The sequence below is a fragment of the Streptomyces sp. HNM0574 genome (assembly GCF_012726235.1).
Lineage (GTDB): Bacteria > Actinomycetota > Actinomycetes > Streptomycetales > Streptomycetaceae > Streptomyces.
Genome location: NZ_JAASAH010000018.1, coordinates 1 through 13,488, shown reverse-complemented (window position 1 = coordinate 13,488; position 13,488 = coordinate 1). Strand labels below are relative to the sequence as shown.

The following is a 13,488-nucleotide window of genomic DNA, read 5'->3' as shown; positions in this document are numbered from 1 at the left end:
ATGGATCTTCGCCTGCTCCGGTCGTTCCTCGCGGTGGTGGACGAGGGCCACTTCGGGAAGGCGGCCGGACGGCTCTTCCTTTCCCCCGCGGCCGTCACCCAGCACGTGGCGAAGCTGGAGAGCGAGACGGGCGCACGGCTGCTGCACCGCGGCCCGCCCGCCGTGCCCACCCCCGCCGGACAGCGGCTGGCCGGGCACGCGCGCGGGCTGCTCGCCGCGGCCGAGGCCGCCCGCGAGGACATGGCCGAGTTCGCCGCCGAAGGACCGCGCACCGCCCGCCCGCTCCGGGTCGGCATCATGGGCCACGGCTCCGCCGAACTCACCCCGGCCGCCATCAGCGCCTTTCACCGGGCCCGCCCCGACGTTCCCGTCGAGATCAGCCAGCTCGACTTCACCGAACACTCCTCGGCCCTCGTCGAGGACCGCGTCGACGTCGCCTTCGTCCGCCCCGCCCCGGACGACGAGCGCGTCACCGCCGACGTGCTCACCACCGAACAGCGCATCGTCGTCGTCCACCGCTCCTCGCCCTACGCCGACGCCCGCGGCGAGGGGCTCCGCATCGCCGACATGGCGCACCTGCCCTTCTTCCGCGTCCCGGCGCACACCCCGCGCCCCTTCACCGAGTACCTCTACTTCGGCGACGAGGCGCCCCGCCGCAGCACCGAGACCGCGCTCACCCCGCAGGAGGTCCTCACCGGAGTCGTCACGGGCCGCGCCGCCGGCTCGGGCCTCGCCTCCTTCGCGCGCTACTACGCCTGGCCCGGCGCCGTCTTCGTCCCCGTCCTCGACGCCCCTTGGGAGAGCAGCTACCTCGCCGTACGCGCCGACCACACCCCCCGCACCCACCCCGAGATCCCCGTCTTCCGCGCCCTCACCCTCGCCCTGGCCCGCGAACTGGGGCCGCGTATCGGGCGCGGTGGGGGAGGGTGAGGGAACAGGAGCTGTGCACGGCGGAAGGAGCGCCGCGCGAATCCAGTGGAGCCCGGGCCGGCGCCCGGTTCTCCGGGAGCGATGGGGCGTAGGCCGCCCGCGGCCGTGCGGGCCGCTCTCCCTCTCCCTCCGCGCAGGCGTCAGAGGTACTCCGTGATCGACGGGGTGTCCGCGGCGACGCTGGCGGAGATCCATCGCCTGGAACGTGCCTGGGGACTGCCGGGCGAAGCCGCCCGCGATCTCGCCTGCTGGAAACTCCAGGCGGCTGCGATGTGCTCCCGTCGCCGGCACCACACAGGGCCCGTCGAACAGGACGAGGGCGGCGGGCACTCCGCATGCCCCCACTGCTTCTACGGCCCGCCCGAGGGCAGATGGGGACTGGAGCACGTGCTCCGCTCCCTCTCCCGCCGCGCCCGCCGCGAGTTCGCCGCCGTGGTCGGGGCGGTGGACCTGCGTGTGCTGAACGCGACGTACGGCGCGGACCCGGAGATTCCCGGCTGGTGGGAGCGCCGCTTCTGAGGCGGAGGTGCGGACGTCCGCCCGCCCAGGACACCTCAAATGGGTGGTTTGCGGCCGATAGCTCCGCTTCTCCCGCATTGCTTCACCGATCCTGACGGAAGAGCGCACGGCCGTGAAGGAATCGGTCAGAGCAAGGAGTTGGACGCATGCTGCCTGCCATGTCCCGCGAGGACCGCGAACGGTTCCTCGCCGCCCCCCGTGTCGGCCTCCTCGGCGTCTCCGATTCCCGGGGCACCGGCCGCGCACCCCTGGTGGTGCCCGTCTGGTACGGGTACGAGCCGGGGGGCGAGGTCGTCGTCGAGACGGGCAGGGAGTCGGTCAAGGGCAGGCTGCTGCGGGCCGCCGGACGCTTCAGCCTCTGCGTGCAGGACGAGAACCCGCCGTACCGGTACGTCAGCGTCGAGGGCCCCGTCACCGGGACCGCGGACCCGCTGGACCCGGCCGTCCGCGAGGGCCTGGCCCTCCGCTACCTGGCGCCCGACGAGGCCCGCGCTTATCTCGCCGCCACCACGGACCAGTTGACCGACGACGTCGTCTTCCGCATGCGCCCCGAACGCTGGCGCACCGCCGACTTCGCGGCCTTCGCGGCCGGCTTCGCCGACTGACCGCAGTTCCCGACCCCAGGACCCCGACGCGCACGACGAGAAGTGAAGCGAACGAAGAGAAGGACCAGGGACCACAGATGCCCGACGTCGACGCCCCGAGAGGCCCCCGGCACCGTCCCCCCAGCACCGCTCCGAGCCCCGACGCGCGCGGCTACCCACGGGACCGCACGCTGCACGCACTGTTCGCGGACCGGGCCGCGGCCCGCCCGCAGGCACCGGCCGCCCGCCAGGGCGAGCGGACCCTGACCTACGGCGAACTGGACGCACGCTCCGGGGCGCTCGCCGCACGCCTCCGCGCCGCCGGAGCCGAACCGGGTGAACCGGTCGGCATCTGCGGCGGCCGCTCGCCCGAGGCCCTCGTCGCCATGCTGGGCATCCTCAAGGCCGGCTGCGCGTACGTCCCGCTCGACGACGGACTGCCGCCGGCCCGGCTGCGCGCCATGGCCGAGGACGCCGGGCTGCGGGTCGCCGTCACCCTGCCGGGCAGCGCGCGCCGGGTGCGCGGTCTGCGGGTGCACCTCTCCCTCGACGGGGAGCAACAGGCCGCTCCCGCAGGCGAGTTGGAGCCCGCGGGCACCGACTGCGCGTACGTGGCGTTCACCTCCGGCACCTCGGGCCGGCCGAAGCCGGTGGCGTTGCCGCACCGGGGCGTGGTCCGCCTCGTGCTGTCCGACACGGAGATCCCGCCGCCGGGACCCGACGACCGGGTGCTGCACGCCTACGGGCTGTCCTCCGACGCCTCGACCATCGAGATCTGGGGAGCACTGCTCACCGGCGCCTGCCTCGTCCTCGCCGAACGCGAGGAACTCCTCGCCCCCGCAGCGCTGGAGCAACTCCTGCGCCACCACGGCGTCACCGTGGCCTACCTGACGACCAGCGTCTTCCACCTCGTCGCCCGCAGCCGCCCCGAGGCGCTGGCCGGTTTACGGTTCGTCTCGGCCGGCGGGGAGGCCATGGACCCGCACCTCGCGAACGCCGTCCTCGCGGCCTGCCCCCGGACGACGGTCGTCAACTTCTACGGGCCGACGGAGAATTCGGTCGTCTCCAGCGCGCACATCCTCAGCCCGCTGCCCGCGGACGCCGGCCAGGTCCCCCTCGGCCGCCCCTTCGGCGCCTCCACCTGCCACGTCCTGCGCCCGGACGGCACTCCCGCCGCGCCGGGCGAGGAGGGCGAACTGTACGTCGGCGGGGACGGGCTGGCCCTCGGCTACCTCGGGGACCCGCAGCTGACCGCCGCGCGCTTCGTCTCCCTGCCCGCCGTCGAACCGGACGGACTGCTGTACCGGACCGGGGACCGCGCCGTGTGCACGGACGAGGGGCTGCTGGAGTACCGGGGGCGGCTGGACCGCCAGATGAAGCTGCGCGGGGTACGGGTCGAACTGGACGAGGTGGAGGCCAGATTGCGGGCCCACCCGGCGGTGGGGGAGGCCGCGGTCGAGGCCGGGCCGGACGCGCTCACCGCCTACGTCACGCCCGTCGACCCGGACCGTCCCGTGTCCCTGTCCGCGCTGCGCGCGTACTGCGCCCAGTGGCTGCCCGCACAGGCCGTGCCGGCCCTCGTGCCGCTGGAGCACTTCCCCGTCACCAGCGGCGGCAAGATCGACCGGGCCCGGCTGGCGGCCGCCGCCGACCTCGCCCGCCACGAGCCCGCCGCACCGGAGGGGCCGGCACCGGAGGGGACGCTCGGTGTGGTGGCCGAGGTGTGGCACCGGGTCCTGGGCATCCGCCCCGCGCCGGGGGACGACTTCTTCCTCCTCGGCGGCGACTCCCTGCTCGCCTCGGAAGTCGTCACCCGCACCCTCACCGTCTTCGGCATCGACGCCGCGTACGGGTCGACGCTGGTCAGAACCCTCCTCGCGGCGCCGAGCCTGGAGGGGTTCACCGAGGCCGTGCGCACCGCGCGCGGCGGCGCCGGACGGAGCGCCGGGGCCGGCCCGGCGGTCGACTTCGCCGCCGAGACCGCCCTCGGCTTCGCCCTCCCGCCCGCCGAGGGCCCGGCCCCCAGCCCGGGCGACCCCCGGCACGTCCTGCTCACCGGCGCCTCCGGCTTCGTCGGCGCGTACCTGCTGGACCGGCTGCTGCGCACCACCCGCGCACGGGTGCACTGCCCGGTGCGGGCCTCGGGCCGGGCGCACGCGGCCCAGCGGGTGCGCACCGCGCTGGCCCGGTACGGGCTGCGGCCGGACGAGGCCGCCCGGGAGCGCATCGAATGCTTCCCCGCCGACCTGGCGGAACCCGGCCTCGGCCTGCCGCCCGAACACCGCGCCGAACTGGCCGCCCGGCTGGACCTGGTGGTGCACAACGGCGCACAGGTCAACTTCCTCTACCCGTACGAGGCGTTACGCGCCGCGAACGTCGACGGCACCCGCGAGGTCATCCGCATCGCCGCACCGCGCCGCGTGCCGGTGCACTTCGTCTCCACCGTCGCCGTCCTCGCCGGCTTCGGCGCCGCCGGCGTCCGCGAGGTCGGCGAGGACCTGCCGCTCGCCCACCCCGAGGCGCTGACCATGGGGTACGCCGAGAGCAAATGGGTCGCCGAGCAAGTCCTCAAACGCGCGGCCGAGCAGGGGCTGCCCGTCGCGGTGTACCGGCCGTACGAGGTCACCGGGGACCGCGCGTCGGGGGTGTGCAACACCGAGACGGCCATCTGCTCCCTGTTCAAGATGATCGCGGACACCGGTCTCGCCCCCGACATCGAGCTGCCGATGGACTTCGTCCCCGTCGACCATCTCGCCGAGTCCCTGGTGCACATCGCCACCCGCCGCCCGGCCGAGGGCCGCGTCCACCACCTCACCAACCCCCGCCCGGGCATGCTCCGCGACGTCCTCGACCGGATGCGCGCCGCGGGCTTCGCCCTGCGGACGCTGCCGTACGGGGAGTGGGTGGGGGAACTGGTGCGGCACGTCGCCCAGAACCCGACGAGCGCGACGGCACCGTTCGTCTCGCTGTGCGTCGACCGCAGCCGCGGCGCCGACATGTCGGTGAAGGAGATGTACCTCAAGGACACCTTCCCGGCCCTCGGCCGCCACAACACCGAACGGGCGCTCTCCGGCAGCGGACTGACCTGCCCGCCCGTCGACGCCGCCCTCCTCGACCGCTACCTGGAGCACTTCTTCACCACCGGTTACCTCACCCGCCCCGCCACCGCCCCCGCCGGAACAGAGGAGTCCCCCGCATGAGCGTCAGCGAACAGGACACGGACGTACGGCTCGGTGCGGGGCCGCTCGTCCCCGTGCCCGCCGCTGAGCCCGGGACGGCCGGGCCGCCGTGCGGGTACGCGCGGCTGCGGTCCGAACAGCCCGTCGTCCGGGCCCAGTTGCCCAACGGGGAGACGGGCTGGCTGCTCAGCCGGTACGCGGACGCCCGCGCCGCCTTCGCCGACCCCCGGCTGATCCGCCCGCTGCTCTCCTCCTGGCCGCCCCGCGAGGGCGCCGACGCGCCCCCACCGTGCCTGCCCACCTTCCTGGAGATGACCGGCGCGCACCACGAACGCGTACGCCGCGCGGTGCTCCCCCTCTTCGGCCGCCGGCGGCTGGCCTTCATGGCCCCCCGGATACGCGCCATCGCCGAGGAACTCCTCGACACGATGACCGCGCACGCCGGAGCCGCCCGGACCGCCGACCTCGTCCCCGCGTACGTCGAACCGCTGCCGCTGCGCGCCCTCTGCGAGACCGTCGGCCTGCCCCACGAGGACCGCGACCGCTACCTCCCGCACACCCTCACCCTGCTCGGCGCCGCCGGACTGCCCATGGAGAAGGTCCTCCAGGCGCTGTACGCCCTGCAGGACTACGCCTCCGACCTCGTCGCCCGCAAGGAGGACGAGGAGAAGAGCGAGGACTACATCCGGCTGCTCCTGACCGAGTCCCGCCGCCCCGGGAGCGGACTGACCAGGGACGACGTCGTCAGCTTCGTCGTCACCATGCTCATGGCCGGCTACAAGACGAACATGCAGCACACCGGCAACGCCCTGCTGGCCCTGCTCACCCACCCCGAACAGCTGCGCGGCCTGCGGGACGCACCGGAGCGGATCGGCCCCGCGGTGGAGGAACTGCTGCGCTACGTCCCGCTGATGAACGCGATCAACATCCTCGTCGCCCGCGAGGACCTCACCCTGCACGGCCGGCACATCCGGGCCGGCGACGCCGTCATCCCCGTACCGGCATCGGCCAACCGCGACGCGCGCGCGTTCACCGACCCGGACCGGCTCGATCTGGCCCGCACCCCGAACCCGCACCTCGCCTTCGGCCACGGGCCGCACGCCTGCACCGGCGGGCACCTCTCCCGTCTGCAACTGGCCACCGTCATCCAGGTCCTGCTGGAACGCCTGCCGGACATCGAACTCACCGAACCGGCCGCCTCCCTGCCCTGGGACGAGTCCACACCGCTGCGCGCCCCGGCCCGCCTGCCGGTCCGCTGGTGACCGTCCCCCCGTCCGTCTCTCCGGAAGCCGAGGTCCACACTCCCGTGACCGCACCGCACACGTCCCTGCCGCACTATCCGTTCAGCACCAAAGGCGACCGACTCGCCCCGGAACTGGGGGAGTTGCGCGGCCGGTGCCCCGTCGCCCGGGTACGCACCAACGCCGGGGGCGAGGCGTGGCTGGTGACGGGGTACGAGACGGCGCAGGGCATTCTGCGCGACCGCTCCTTCGCCCGTTCCGCGCTGGCGGACGAGGACAGCCCGCAGCAGGACGCGCCCATCCTGGCCCCCGAACTGCTCGACGCGATGAACCACCTTCAGCGGGCGGGCCTGCGCGACGAGGTGCTCAGGACGCTCGGCCGTCACCAGCCGGAGCTGCCGCCGGAGTGGGTGGAGCAGATCACCCGCGAGGGGCTGGCCGACATGACGGACCGGGGCGCCCCGGGAGACCTGCAACTGCACTTCGCCGAGTGGGTCGCGGCCCAGTGCCTGTGCCGCACCCTGGGCCTGCCGTTCGAGGACCACGCGTGGCTGGCGCAGCGTGCCGACACCGACCTGACGATGGTGACGTACTCGAACGAGGAACTCGCCCGCAACTGGGAGGAGATCCGCGCCTACATGGCGGCCCACACGGCCGCCCGCACCCCCGGCAGCCCCCGCGGCCTCGCGGACCGCCTCGCCGACCTCAACACCGGCCAACAGCGCCTCACCGAGAGCCAGTTGTCCAACATCCTCGCCGTTCTCTTCGTCAGCGGCTACGAGGACTTCGCCGGCTTCCTCGGCGTCGCCGCACTCAACCTGCTCCGCCACCCGGACGCCGTACGGACGGTACGCGCCCGCCCGGAGACGATGCCGCAGTGCGTCGAGGAACTGCTGCGCTACAGCGTCGTACTGGGCAACGCCATCCCCCGCTTCGTCACCGAGGACGTACAGCTGGAGACGGCCTCGGCGACGCCGGGCGAGCTGATCCTGCTCTCCCTCGACGCGGCCAACTTCGACCCCGCCGCCTTCCCCGAGCCCGACACCTTCGACCCGGCCCGCAGCCCCAACCCCCACCTGCGCTTCGGCTACGGACGCCACCACTGCCCGGGCGCCCACCTGGTGCGCAAGCAGTCCGCCGTCGCCTTCCGCGTCCTCTTCGACGCGCTGCCGGACCTCCGCCTCGACGTCCCCGTGGAGGAGGTGCCCTGGTACCCGGACCGGATGGCGATCATGCCGGCCCGCCTTCCCGTCACCTGGTGAGCCCGGTCCGGGCGGCTGCGTCCGGGGCACAGGTGTGTGTCCCTCGGCGGCTGCGGCGCGGCGCGGGTGTGTAGTGGTCGCGGGCCCGGCACCCGCCGCCGGGCCGCCCGCCACCGCCGAGCCAGGAGGCCCCATGTCCGGCGAGACCCCGCCCCGGAGCGACGACCACCTGCTGACCCCGGACAACGCCGCACTCGTCCTCATCGACTACCAGCCCGAACAGGTCGGCACCGTCGCCTCCATCGGCCACGAGGAGCTGATGCTGAACGTGACGGCCGTCGCCCGCGCGGCCGCGGCCTACGGGCTGCCGGTGGTCCTCACCACGGTCGGCGTCGAACTCGGAGCCAACAGCGGCACCATCGAGGAGCTGCGCGGAGCCCTGCCGGAGACCGAGGAGATCGACCGCACGACCCTCAACTCTTGGGAAGACCCGGACTTCCGTGCCGCGGTGGAGGCCACGGGCCGCAGAAAAATCCTCATGACCGGCCTGTGGACCGAGGTCTGCGTCGCCTTCCCCACCCTGGACATGCTGCGCGAGGGCTACGAGATCTACCCCGTGGCGGACGCCATCGGCGGCATCAGCCCCGCCGCCCACGACAGCGCCATGCAGCGGATGGTGCACGCGGGAGCCCGACCCGTCACCGCGATCTCCCTGACCGCGGAACTGCAGCGGGACTGGGGACGCCCGGACGCCGACCGTCTGCGCACCATCATGCGCTGGTACTTCCCCCGCCTGAACGACCTCCCCGCCCGCGCGTGATGCCCACCGCTCCCGCAGGGGACGATACTTGCGTCGACAACTGCCCGTCGCGCGCGGCAGGGTGACGGCTTGTGACAAGCAGCGAGCTGTGGACCCGCGCAATGGCCGACCGCTACGACACCGAGGAACATGCGATCTCCTCACCCGCCGCCCTGGCCCCGGCGCTCGGCTTCCTGACCGAACTGGCCGGGGAGGGCCGGGCGTTGGAATTCGCCATCGGTACCGGACGGGTGGGCGTTCCGCTCCGCCGGCGGGGCGTGCCGGTGACGGGCATCGAACTGTCCGAGCACATGGCGGCGGTACTGCGCCGCAAGGTGGACGAGGAGACACTGCCGGTCGTCATCGGGGACATGGCCACGACGGTGGTGCCCGGCGAGTTCTCCCTGGTGTATCTGGTCTACAACACGATCTCGAACCTGCTGACCCAGGACGAGCAGGTCGAATGCTTCCGCAATGCGGCACGGCACCTCGGTCCGGGTGGCCGGTTCGTCATCGAGCTGGGGGTGCCGCCGTTGCGGTTCCTTCCGCCGGGTCAGGTGGCGGTGCCTTTTGACGTGTCGGAGGATCACCTGGGTTTCGACACCGTCGACGTGGTGGAACAGACCCTGGTTTCGCATCACTTCACTCGTGACGGCGGGGAGGGGCCTTACCGTCGCGGTCACTCCCGGCACCGGTATGTGTGGCCGGCGGAGCTGGACCTGATGGCTCGTATTGCTGGGCTGGATCTGGAGCGTCGTGTCGGGGACTGGGACGGGTCGTCGTTCACGGGGGATTCGGTGAAGCACGTCTCGGTGTGGCGGAAGCCGGTCTGACCCCAGCCCCCCCCATGTGATGCAGGTCACATCGCTTGGTGTCGTACGGATTGCCCGCCCCGGCCGTGTGTGGAGCGGAAAGTGTTTCACCACCACACGGGGAGAGAGCGAGATGCGTACTACCGGCAAGAAGCTGGCCGCCGCGCTGAGTGTGATCGCCACTGTCGGCGCCTTGGGGGCCGTTGCCGCACCGGCCACCGCCTCGGCCCAGACCACCAAGCCCACCGTCCGGTCCGCTGCTGCCCAGGCGGAGGCGAAGGCTCGCGCCGAGGCGTCGTGCCCGGCCGAGCAGGTGTGCTTCTACCCGGACCGGGATTACCGGGGTACTCCGGTGAATGTCGATCCGTGGAACATGCCCACCTGCGGGGACACGCCGATCCCGGCCGCCTCGGTCTACAACCACAGCCGGGACGTCTACACCTTCTTCCCGAAGGTGGGCTGCGAGGGCAAGGGCGGCACCCTCAATCCGGACACGGGGGTCCCGAACTTCGACGCCATCGGCGCTCCGCGGGTCGCGAGCTGGCGCTGACCAGCATCGGGCGGGGCGTCGTGCGGGCGAAGCCGGTTGGGTTCGAGTCCGCCGACCGTGGCCGCTCCCGCCTCGTCCGGCTCTGGCGCCGAGGGGTCGCTGCGTGTGATGCGGGTCACCCGGAGTTGGTGTCATACGGGTGGGCTTGCTCGTGCGTGTAGCTGATGTACGGCCGTCCGGTTCGCATCGTCCGGGGTCGTGGACCGCAAGAGAATGAACTACAGGGGGAAATGACATGCGTAAGATCGCCAAGGCCGCCGCGCTCACCTTCGCCGTGGGTGCTCTGGCATCCATCGGCGTCACCGGCGCCAACGCCGCCCAGACTCAGGCCAGTTCGCACGGTTGCCCTTCGGGTGCAGTGTGTCTGTACCCGGAGAACGCGGGCTGGAACAACGACCGTCCGTCGCACACCTTCCACAGCTACGGGGCGCACAACATCCAGGGCCAGACGGGCAAGCACTTCCTGTTCAACAACCAGACCGGTGGTGCGACGGCCCGTACCTGCACCGGCGCGAACGGTACGGGGGACTGCCAGGGTCATCTCCCGGCCAACGCCTACCTGGAGAAGGACATGACCCCGATCAACTCGATCATGCTGGTGAAGCCGTAACCGCTGATCCGGCCAGGGTGTTCTGACTTGGGCCGGTCCGAGCTCCTTCCCACCGGGAGCTCGGGCCGGCCCAACTGCGTTTGGGCAGCTCGCCGGGTCCGGGGTGTCTGCCTGCCCTGGGGTCGGGTGGCGGGTCCGGCTTTGGTCGGCTGAGTCCTTCCAGTGGGGGTTCTGCCGGTGCCGGTCCGGGGTTCGTCGCGCTGTCCGAACGGGCCGCCTGTGCCGTCTTGTTGACGTGACGGGTGGTGGCCCGGGTGTTCGCGGGCCGGCTGGTGAGCCGTGCGTGGTCGTGGGGCCCTGGGGTGCGGTGGCCGGTGTGGTCTTGACGGGGTCATGTCTGTCGCTATGGTCTAGGCCAACGAAGTCCGGGGTGTTCGCTGCGTCCGTGGTTCTTGCGGGCTGTCGTCCGGCTCCGGTGTGCCCTCTTTCTGGGAGTGGATAGATGCGTGTGCGCATGCTCGGAATCGTGACCGCCCTTGCCTCGGCTGTGGCGTTGCTGGCTTTTGCGTGGCCGGCGTCGGCTGGTTACGCCGGTGGTACGTCGGGGGCGAAGGGGGAAGGGGGCTCGGCCGCGGAGGAGTTCGTGGTGAGTGAGGCTCAGTTCGAGGAGATGTTCCCGAGCCGGAATGCGTTCTACACCTACAGCGGTCTGACGTCGGCGCTGAAGGCGTATCCGGAATTCACCCGGACCGGGAGTGAAACCGTACGCAAGCAGGAGGCCGCGGCGTTCCTGGCGAATGTCAGTCATGAGACCGGTGGGCTGGTGCACATCGTCGAGCAGGACACCTCGAACTACCCGCACTACTGCGACGATTCCCAGCCCTATGGCTGTCCGGCGGGGCGGGACAAGTACTACGGTCGTGGCCCGATCCAGTTGAGCTGGAACTTCAACTACAAGGCGGCCGGTGACGCGCTGGGCATCGACCTCCTCAACAACCCGGACCTGGTGCAGAACGACGCGGCGGTCTCGTGGCAGACGGGCCTGTGGTACTGGAACACCCAGAGCGGTCCGGGCACGATGACGCCCCACGAGGCGATGGTCAACGGGGCCGGGTTCGGCGAGACGATCCGTGCCATCAACGGCACCCTCGAATGCGACGGCGGCAACCCCGGTCAGGTGCAGAGCCGCGTCGACACCTACAAGCGGTTCGCGCAGCTCCTCGGCGTGGAGCCCGGTGGGAATCTGAGCTGCTGATTCGGGGACGGCCGGCGCGCTGGCGTCCCTGATCCTCCAACGTCCCGGTGGCGGAGCCCTTTTGGCGGCTCCGCCACCGCGTCTCTTCCCCGGTCTCCCCTGCCGCGTAGGTGTGCGGGTGGGGGCGGGCGTTGTCTCTGCCGGGCGTGGGCCGGGGGCCGCTACGTTGTCTGGTGAGGTGGCGTGGTCGGGTCCGCTCTGTGCCCGTTTTCAGGGTGACGGGTGCAGGGTCGCGATGTCCACGTCGAACTGCTTCTTCCTGGCCACCACACGCACCTCGTTCCCGGCCCGGCCGCCGGGCCAGGGGCATGTTGCTTGTGCGGAGGTGCTGTTGAGGGGGCTGGGCTTCGCCTCGGGCGGGTCGATGGGGGCCCGGTGTGGTTTCCGGGCCGGAATGGGCCCCGGCCTTCTCGCTGTGGTGACGTCGGCTGGAGGGGGCGACCCCAGGTCGCCTGGCCTGGTGCGGAGTTGGATGCGGCCGCGTGGCTCAGCCTTCCGTCCGTCCCTGGCTCACCTCGTACACCAGGCGCAAGATGCGCCGTTGGCCTCCCTTTTCGGTGGGGGTGACGGCGTGGGTGCCGGGGTGTGGTGGGTTGTTCAGCTGGCTGGTGGCCGCTTCGTGTCTGGTCTGAACGGTCTCTAGCGCGTGTGGTGCCGTGTGGGGGTCATGTCTGTTGGGTTGTGGTGTGGTCGTGGCGGATGACGGTGAGGGGGCAGTGGGCGTGTTGGAGGAGGGCTTGGCTGACGGAGCCGAGGAGGAGTCCGGCGAAGCCGCCTCTGCCGCGGGCGCCGAGGACGAGGAGTTGTGCGTGGTTGCTGGCGTCGATGAGTTCGGGTCTGACGCGTCCTCGCTGGGTGCGGACGGTGACGTCGAGGTGGGGGTGTCTTTCGCGGTGTGCGGCTAGGGCCTGTTCGGTCGCGTGTTGGGCGTCGGTGTCGTCGGGGTCCGGAGGGTCTTCGAAGAGGAGGGTGTCCATGGCGTTCATGCCGGCGGGAGCGGGGCCGGGGCGGGGGGCTGCGATGTGCAGGGCGAGGAGGGGGGCGTTGCGCAGGGCGGCTTCGGTGAAGGCGAAGTCGGTTGCGGCGTGGCTGTCGGGGGAGCCGTCGGTGGCCAGGAGAACGGGTCCGTCGGGTTGGTGGCGGCCGCGCTGGACGAGGATGGGGCAGGTGGTGTTCGCGCTCAGGTAGACGGCGACGGATTCCACGGCTGAGCCGAGGGCGCCTCGTCCGCTGCTGCCGAGGACGGTCAGGTCCGCCTGGTGGGCCTGTGCGGTGAGGTCGGTGAAGGGCTGGCCCACGATGACTTCCCGGGAGAGGGGAACCTCGGGCTGGGCGGTGGTGGCGTGGTGTGCCGCGTCGGTCACGATCTGTTCTGCGTGCTGGTGGAGGGCACTGCTGGGCGGGGGCAGTGTGGTGCGGATGCTCGCGGCGATGGGCCAGGGCAGGACATGCACCACATGCAGCGCCCAGCTGCGCAGGCGTGCTTCGTGTGCGGCGAGCGCAGCGGTCGCGGCGTCGGCCTCGGAGCCGTCGGCCGCCATCAGTACCCGGCCGCCGTTGGGTGTCTCGGCTGTTGTCATGGTGCCCACCTCCGCTCCCGGGTGCGGCCGGTCCTGGCCGCTCTCAGGTCAGGGTGCCGGGGGGTGGTGGGGGGGTGCATGTCGGGGCGGGGGACGCTCAGGCGGGGGAGGGGCGCGCGCGGCCTGCGGTGTCGTGTGCTGAGGTGGGGCGGGCCCCGGCCTCCTGGGCCTTTGCTTCCCGGGTCTCATCTCCTGGGCCCTGGTTCCTGGGCCTGCCGTTCTGTCTGGGCTGCCGGTGGCCCTGCTGTGTGTCCGGCCTTCCGCGTTCCGGCCTGCCTGGGTTTCCG

The 13,488-nt window shown here is 72.1% G+C and carries 12 protein-coding genes; 11 read left to right on the top strand and 1 reads right to left on the bottom strand.

What is annotated here, in order from left to right; all coding sequences use genetic code 11:
* The 11 genes from HCC30_RS24320 (at position 1) to HCC30_RS24270 (ending at position 11,621) form a co-directional block, all read left to right on the top strand.
* Positions 1-930: a LysR family transcriptional regulator gene (locus HCC30_RS24320; RefSeq protein WP_169444916.1), complete on the top strand. Its 930-nt coding sequence runs from the start codon at positions 1-3 to the stop codon at positions 928-930.
* Between the two features lie 153 nt (positions 931-1,083).
* Positions 1,084-1,449: a hypothetical protein gene (locus HCC30_RS24315; RefSeq protein ID WP_169444915.1), complete on the top strand. Its 366-nt coding sequence runs from the start codon at positions 1,084-1,086 to the stop codon at positions 1,447-1,449.
* Between the two features lie 146 nt (positions 1,450-1,595).
* Positions 1,596-2,054, top strand: a complete 459-nt coding sequence (locus HCC30_RS24310) for a pyridoxamine 5'-phosphate oxidase family protein (protein WP_169444914.1) — start codon at positions 1,596-1,598, stop codon at positions 2,052-2,054.
* 77 nt (positions 2,055-2,131) lie between these two features.
* A complete protein-coding gene (locus HCC30_RS24305) occupies positions 2,132-5,233 on the top strand; it encodes an amino acid adenylation domain-containing protein (protein WP_169444913.1) in 3,102 nt (1,033 codons plus the stop codon).
* Positions 5,230-6,474, top strand: coding sequence for a cytochrome P450 (locus HCC30_RS24300; protein ID WP_169444912.1), 1,245 nt, complete (start codon positions 5,230-5,232; stop codon positions 6,472-6,474). Before HCC30_RS24305 ends, HCC30_RS24300 begins: the two co-directional genes overlap by 4 nt.
* Positions 6,475-6,518: 44 nt before the next feature.
* Positions 6,519-7,715 (top strand): cytochrome P450, encoded by a 1,197-nt coding sequence (locus HCC30_RS24295; RefSeq protein WP_169444911.1) that lies wholly within the window; start codon positions 6,519-6,521, stop codon positions 7,713-7,715.
* A gap of 133 nt (positions 7,716-7,848) precedes the next feature.
* Positions 7,849-8,475 (top strand): isochorismatase family protein, encoded by a 627-nt coding sequence (locus HCC30_RS24290; protein ID WP_169444910.1) that lies wholly within the window; start codon positions 7,849-7,851, stop codon positions 8,473-8,475.
* 71 nt (positions 8,476-8,546) lie between these two features.
* Complete coding sequence (locus HCC30_RS24285) at positions 8,547-9,287, top strand: class I SAM-dependent methyltransferase (protein ID WP_169444909.1); 741 nt, start codon at positions 8,547-8,549, stop codon at positions 9,285-9,287.
* A 112-nt stretch (positions 9,288-9,399) separates the two neighbouring features.
* The gene (locus HCC30_RS24280) at positions 9,400-9,816 is read left to right on the top strand and encodes a peptidase inhibitor family I36 protein (RefSeq protein WP_169444908.1); all 417 of its coding nucleotides are present in this window, start codon (positions 9,400-9,402) and stop codon (positions 9,814-9,816) included.
* 235 nt (positions 9,817-10,051) lie between these two features.
* On the top strand, positions 10,052-10,426 hold the full coding sequence (locus HCC30_RS24275; protein ID WP_169444907.1) for a hypothetical protein: 375 nt from the start codon (positions 10,052-10,054) through the stop codon (positions 10,424-10,426).
* A 442-nt stretch (positions 10,427-10,868) separates the two neighbouring features.
* A complete protein-coding gene (locus tag HCC30_RS24270; protein ID WP_169444906.1) occupies positions 10,869-11,621 on the top strand; it encodes a chitinase in 753 nt (250 codons plus the stop codon).
* Positions 11,622-12,286: 665 nt separating this feature from the next.
* Here the strand turns inward: HCC30_RS24270 and HCC30_RS24265 are convergent.
* The gene (locus HCC30_RS24265) at positions 12,287-13,201 is read right to left on the bottom strand and encodes a universal stress protein (protein ID WP_169444905.1); all 915 of its coding nucleotides are present in this window, start codon (positions 13,199-13,201) and stop codon (positions 12,287-12,289) included.
* Between the last annotated feature and the right edge of the window lie 287 nt (positions 13,202-13,488).

Coding starts and splice junctions, on each gene's coding strand:
- HCC30_RS24320 (WP_169444916.1), top strand. CDS start 1: ATGGATCTTCGCCTGCTCCGGTCGTTCCTCGCGGTGGTGGACGAGGGC.
- HCC30_RS24310 (WP_169444914.1), top strand. CDS start 1,596: ATGCTGCCTGCCATGTCCCGCGAGGACCGCGAACGGTTCCTCGCCGCC.
- HCC30_RS24305 (WP_169444913.1), top strand. CDS start 2,132: ATGCCCGACGTCGACGCCCCGAGAGGCCCCCGGCACCGTCCCCCCAGC.
- HCC30_RS24300 (WP_169444912.1), top strand. CDS start 5,230: ATGAGCGTCAGCGAACAGGACACGGACGTACGGCTCGGTGCGGGGCCG.
- HCC30_RS24290 (WP_169444910.1), top strand. CDS start 7,849: ATGTCCGGCGAGACCCCGCCCCGGAGCGACGACCACCTGCTGACCCCG.
- HCC30_RS24280 (WP_169444908.1), top strand. CDS start 9,400: ATGCGTACTACCGGCAAGAAGCTGGCCGCCGCGCTGAGTGTGATCGCC.
- HCC30_RS24275 (WP_169444907.1), top strand. CDS start 10,052: ATGCGTAAGATCGCCAAGGCCGCCGCGCTCACCTTCGCCGTGGGTGCT.
- HCC30_RS24270 (WP_169444906.1), top strand. CDS start 10,869: ATGCGTGTGCGCATGCTCGGAATCGTGACCGCCCTTGCCTCGGCTGTG.
- HCC30_RS24265 (WP_169444905.1), bottom strand. CDS start 13,201: ATGACAACAGCCGAGACACCCAACGGCGGCCGGGTACTGATGGCGGCC.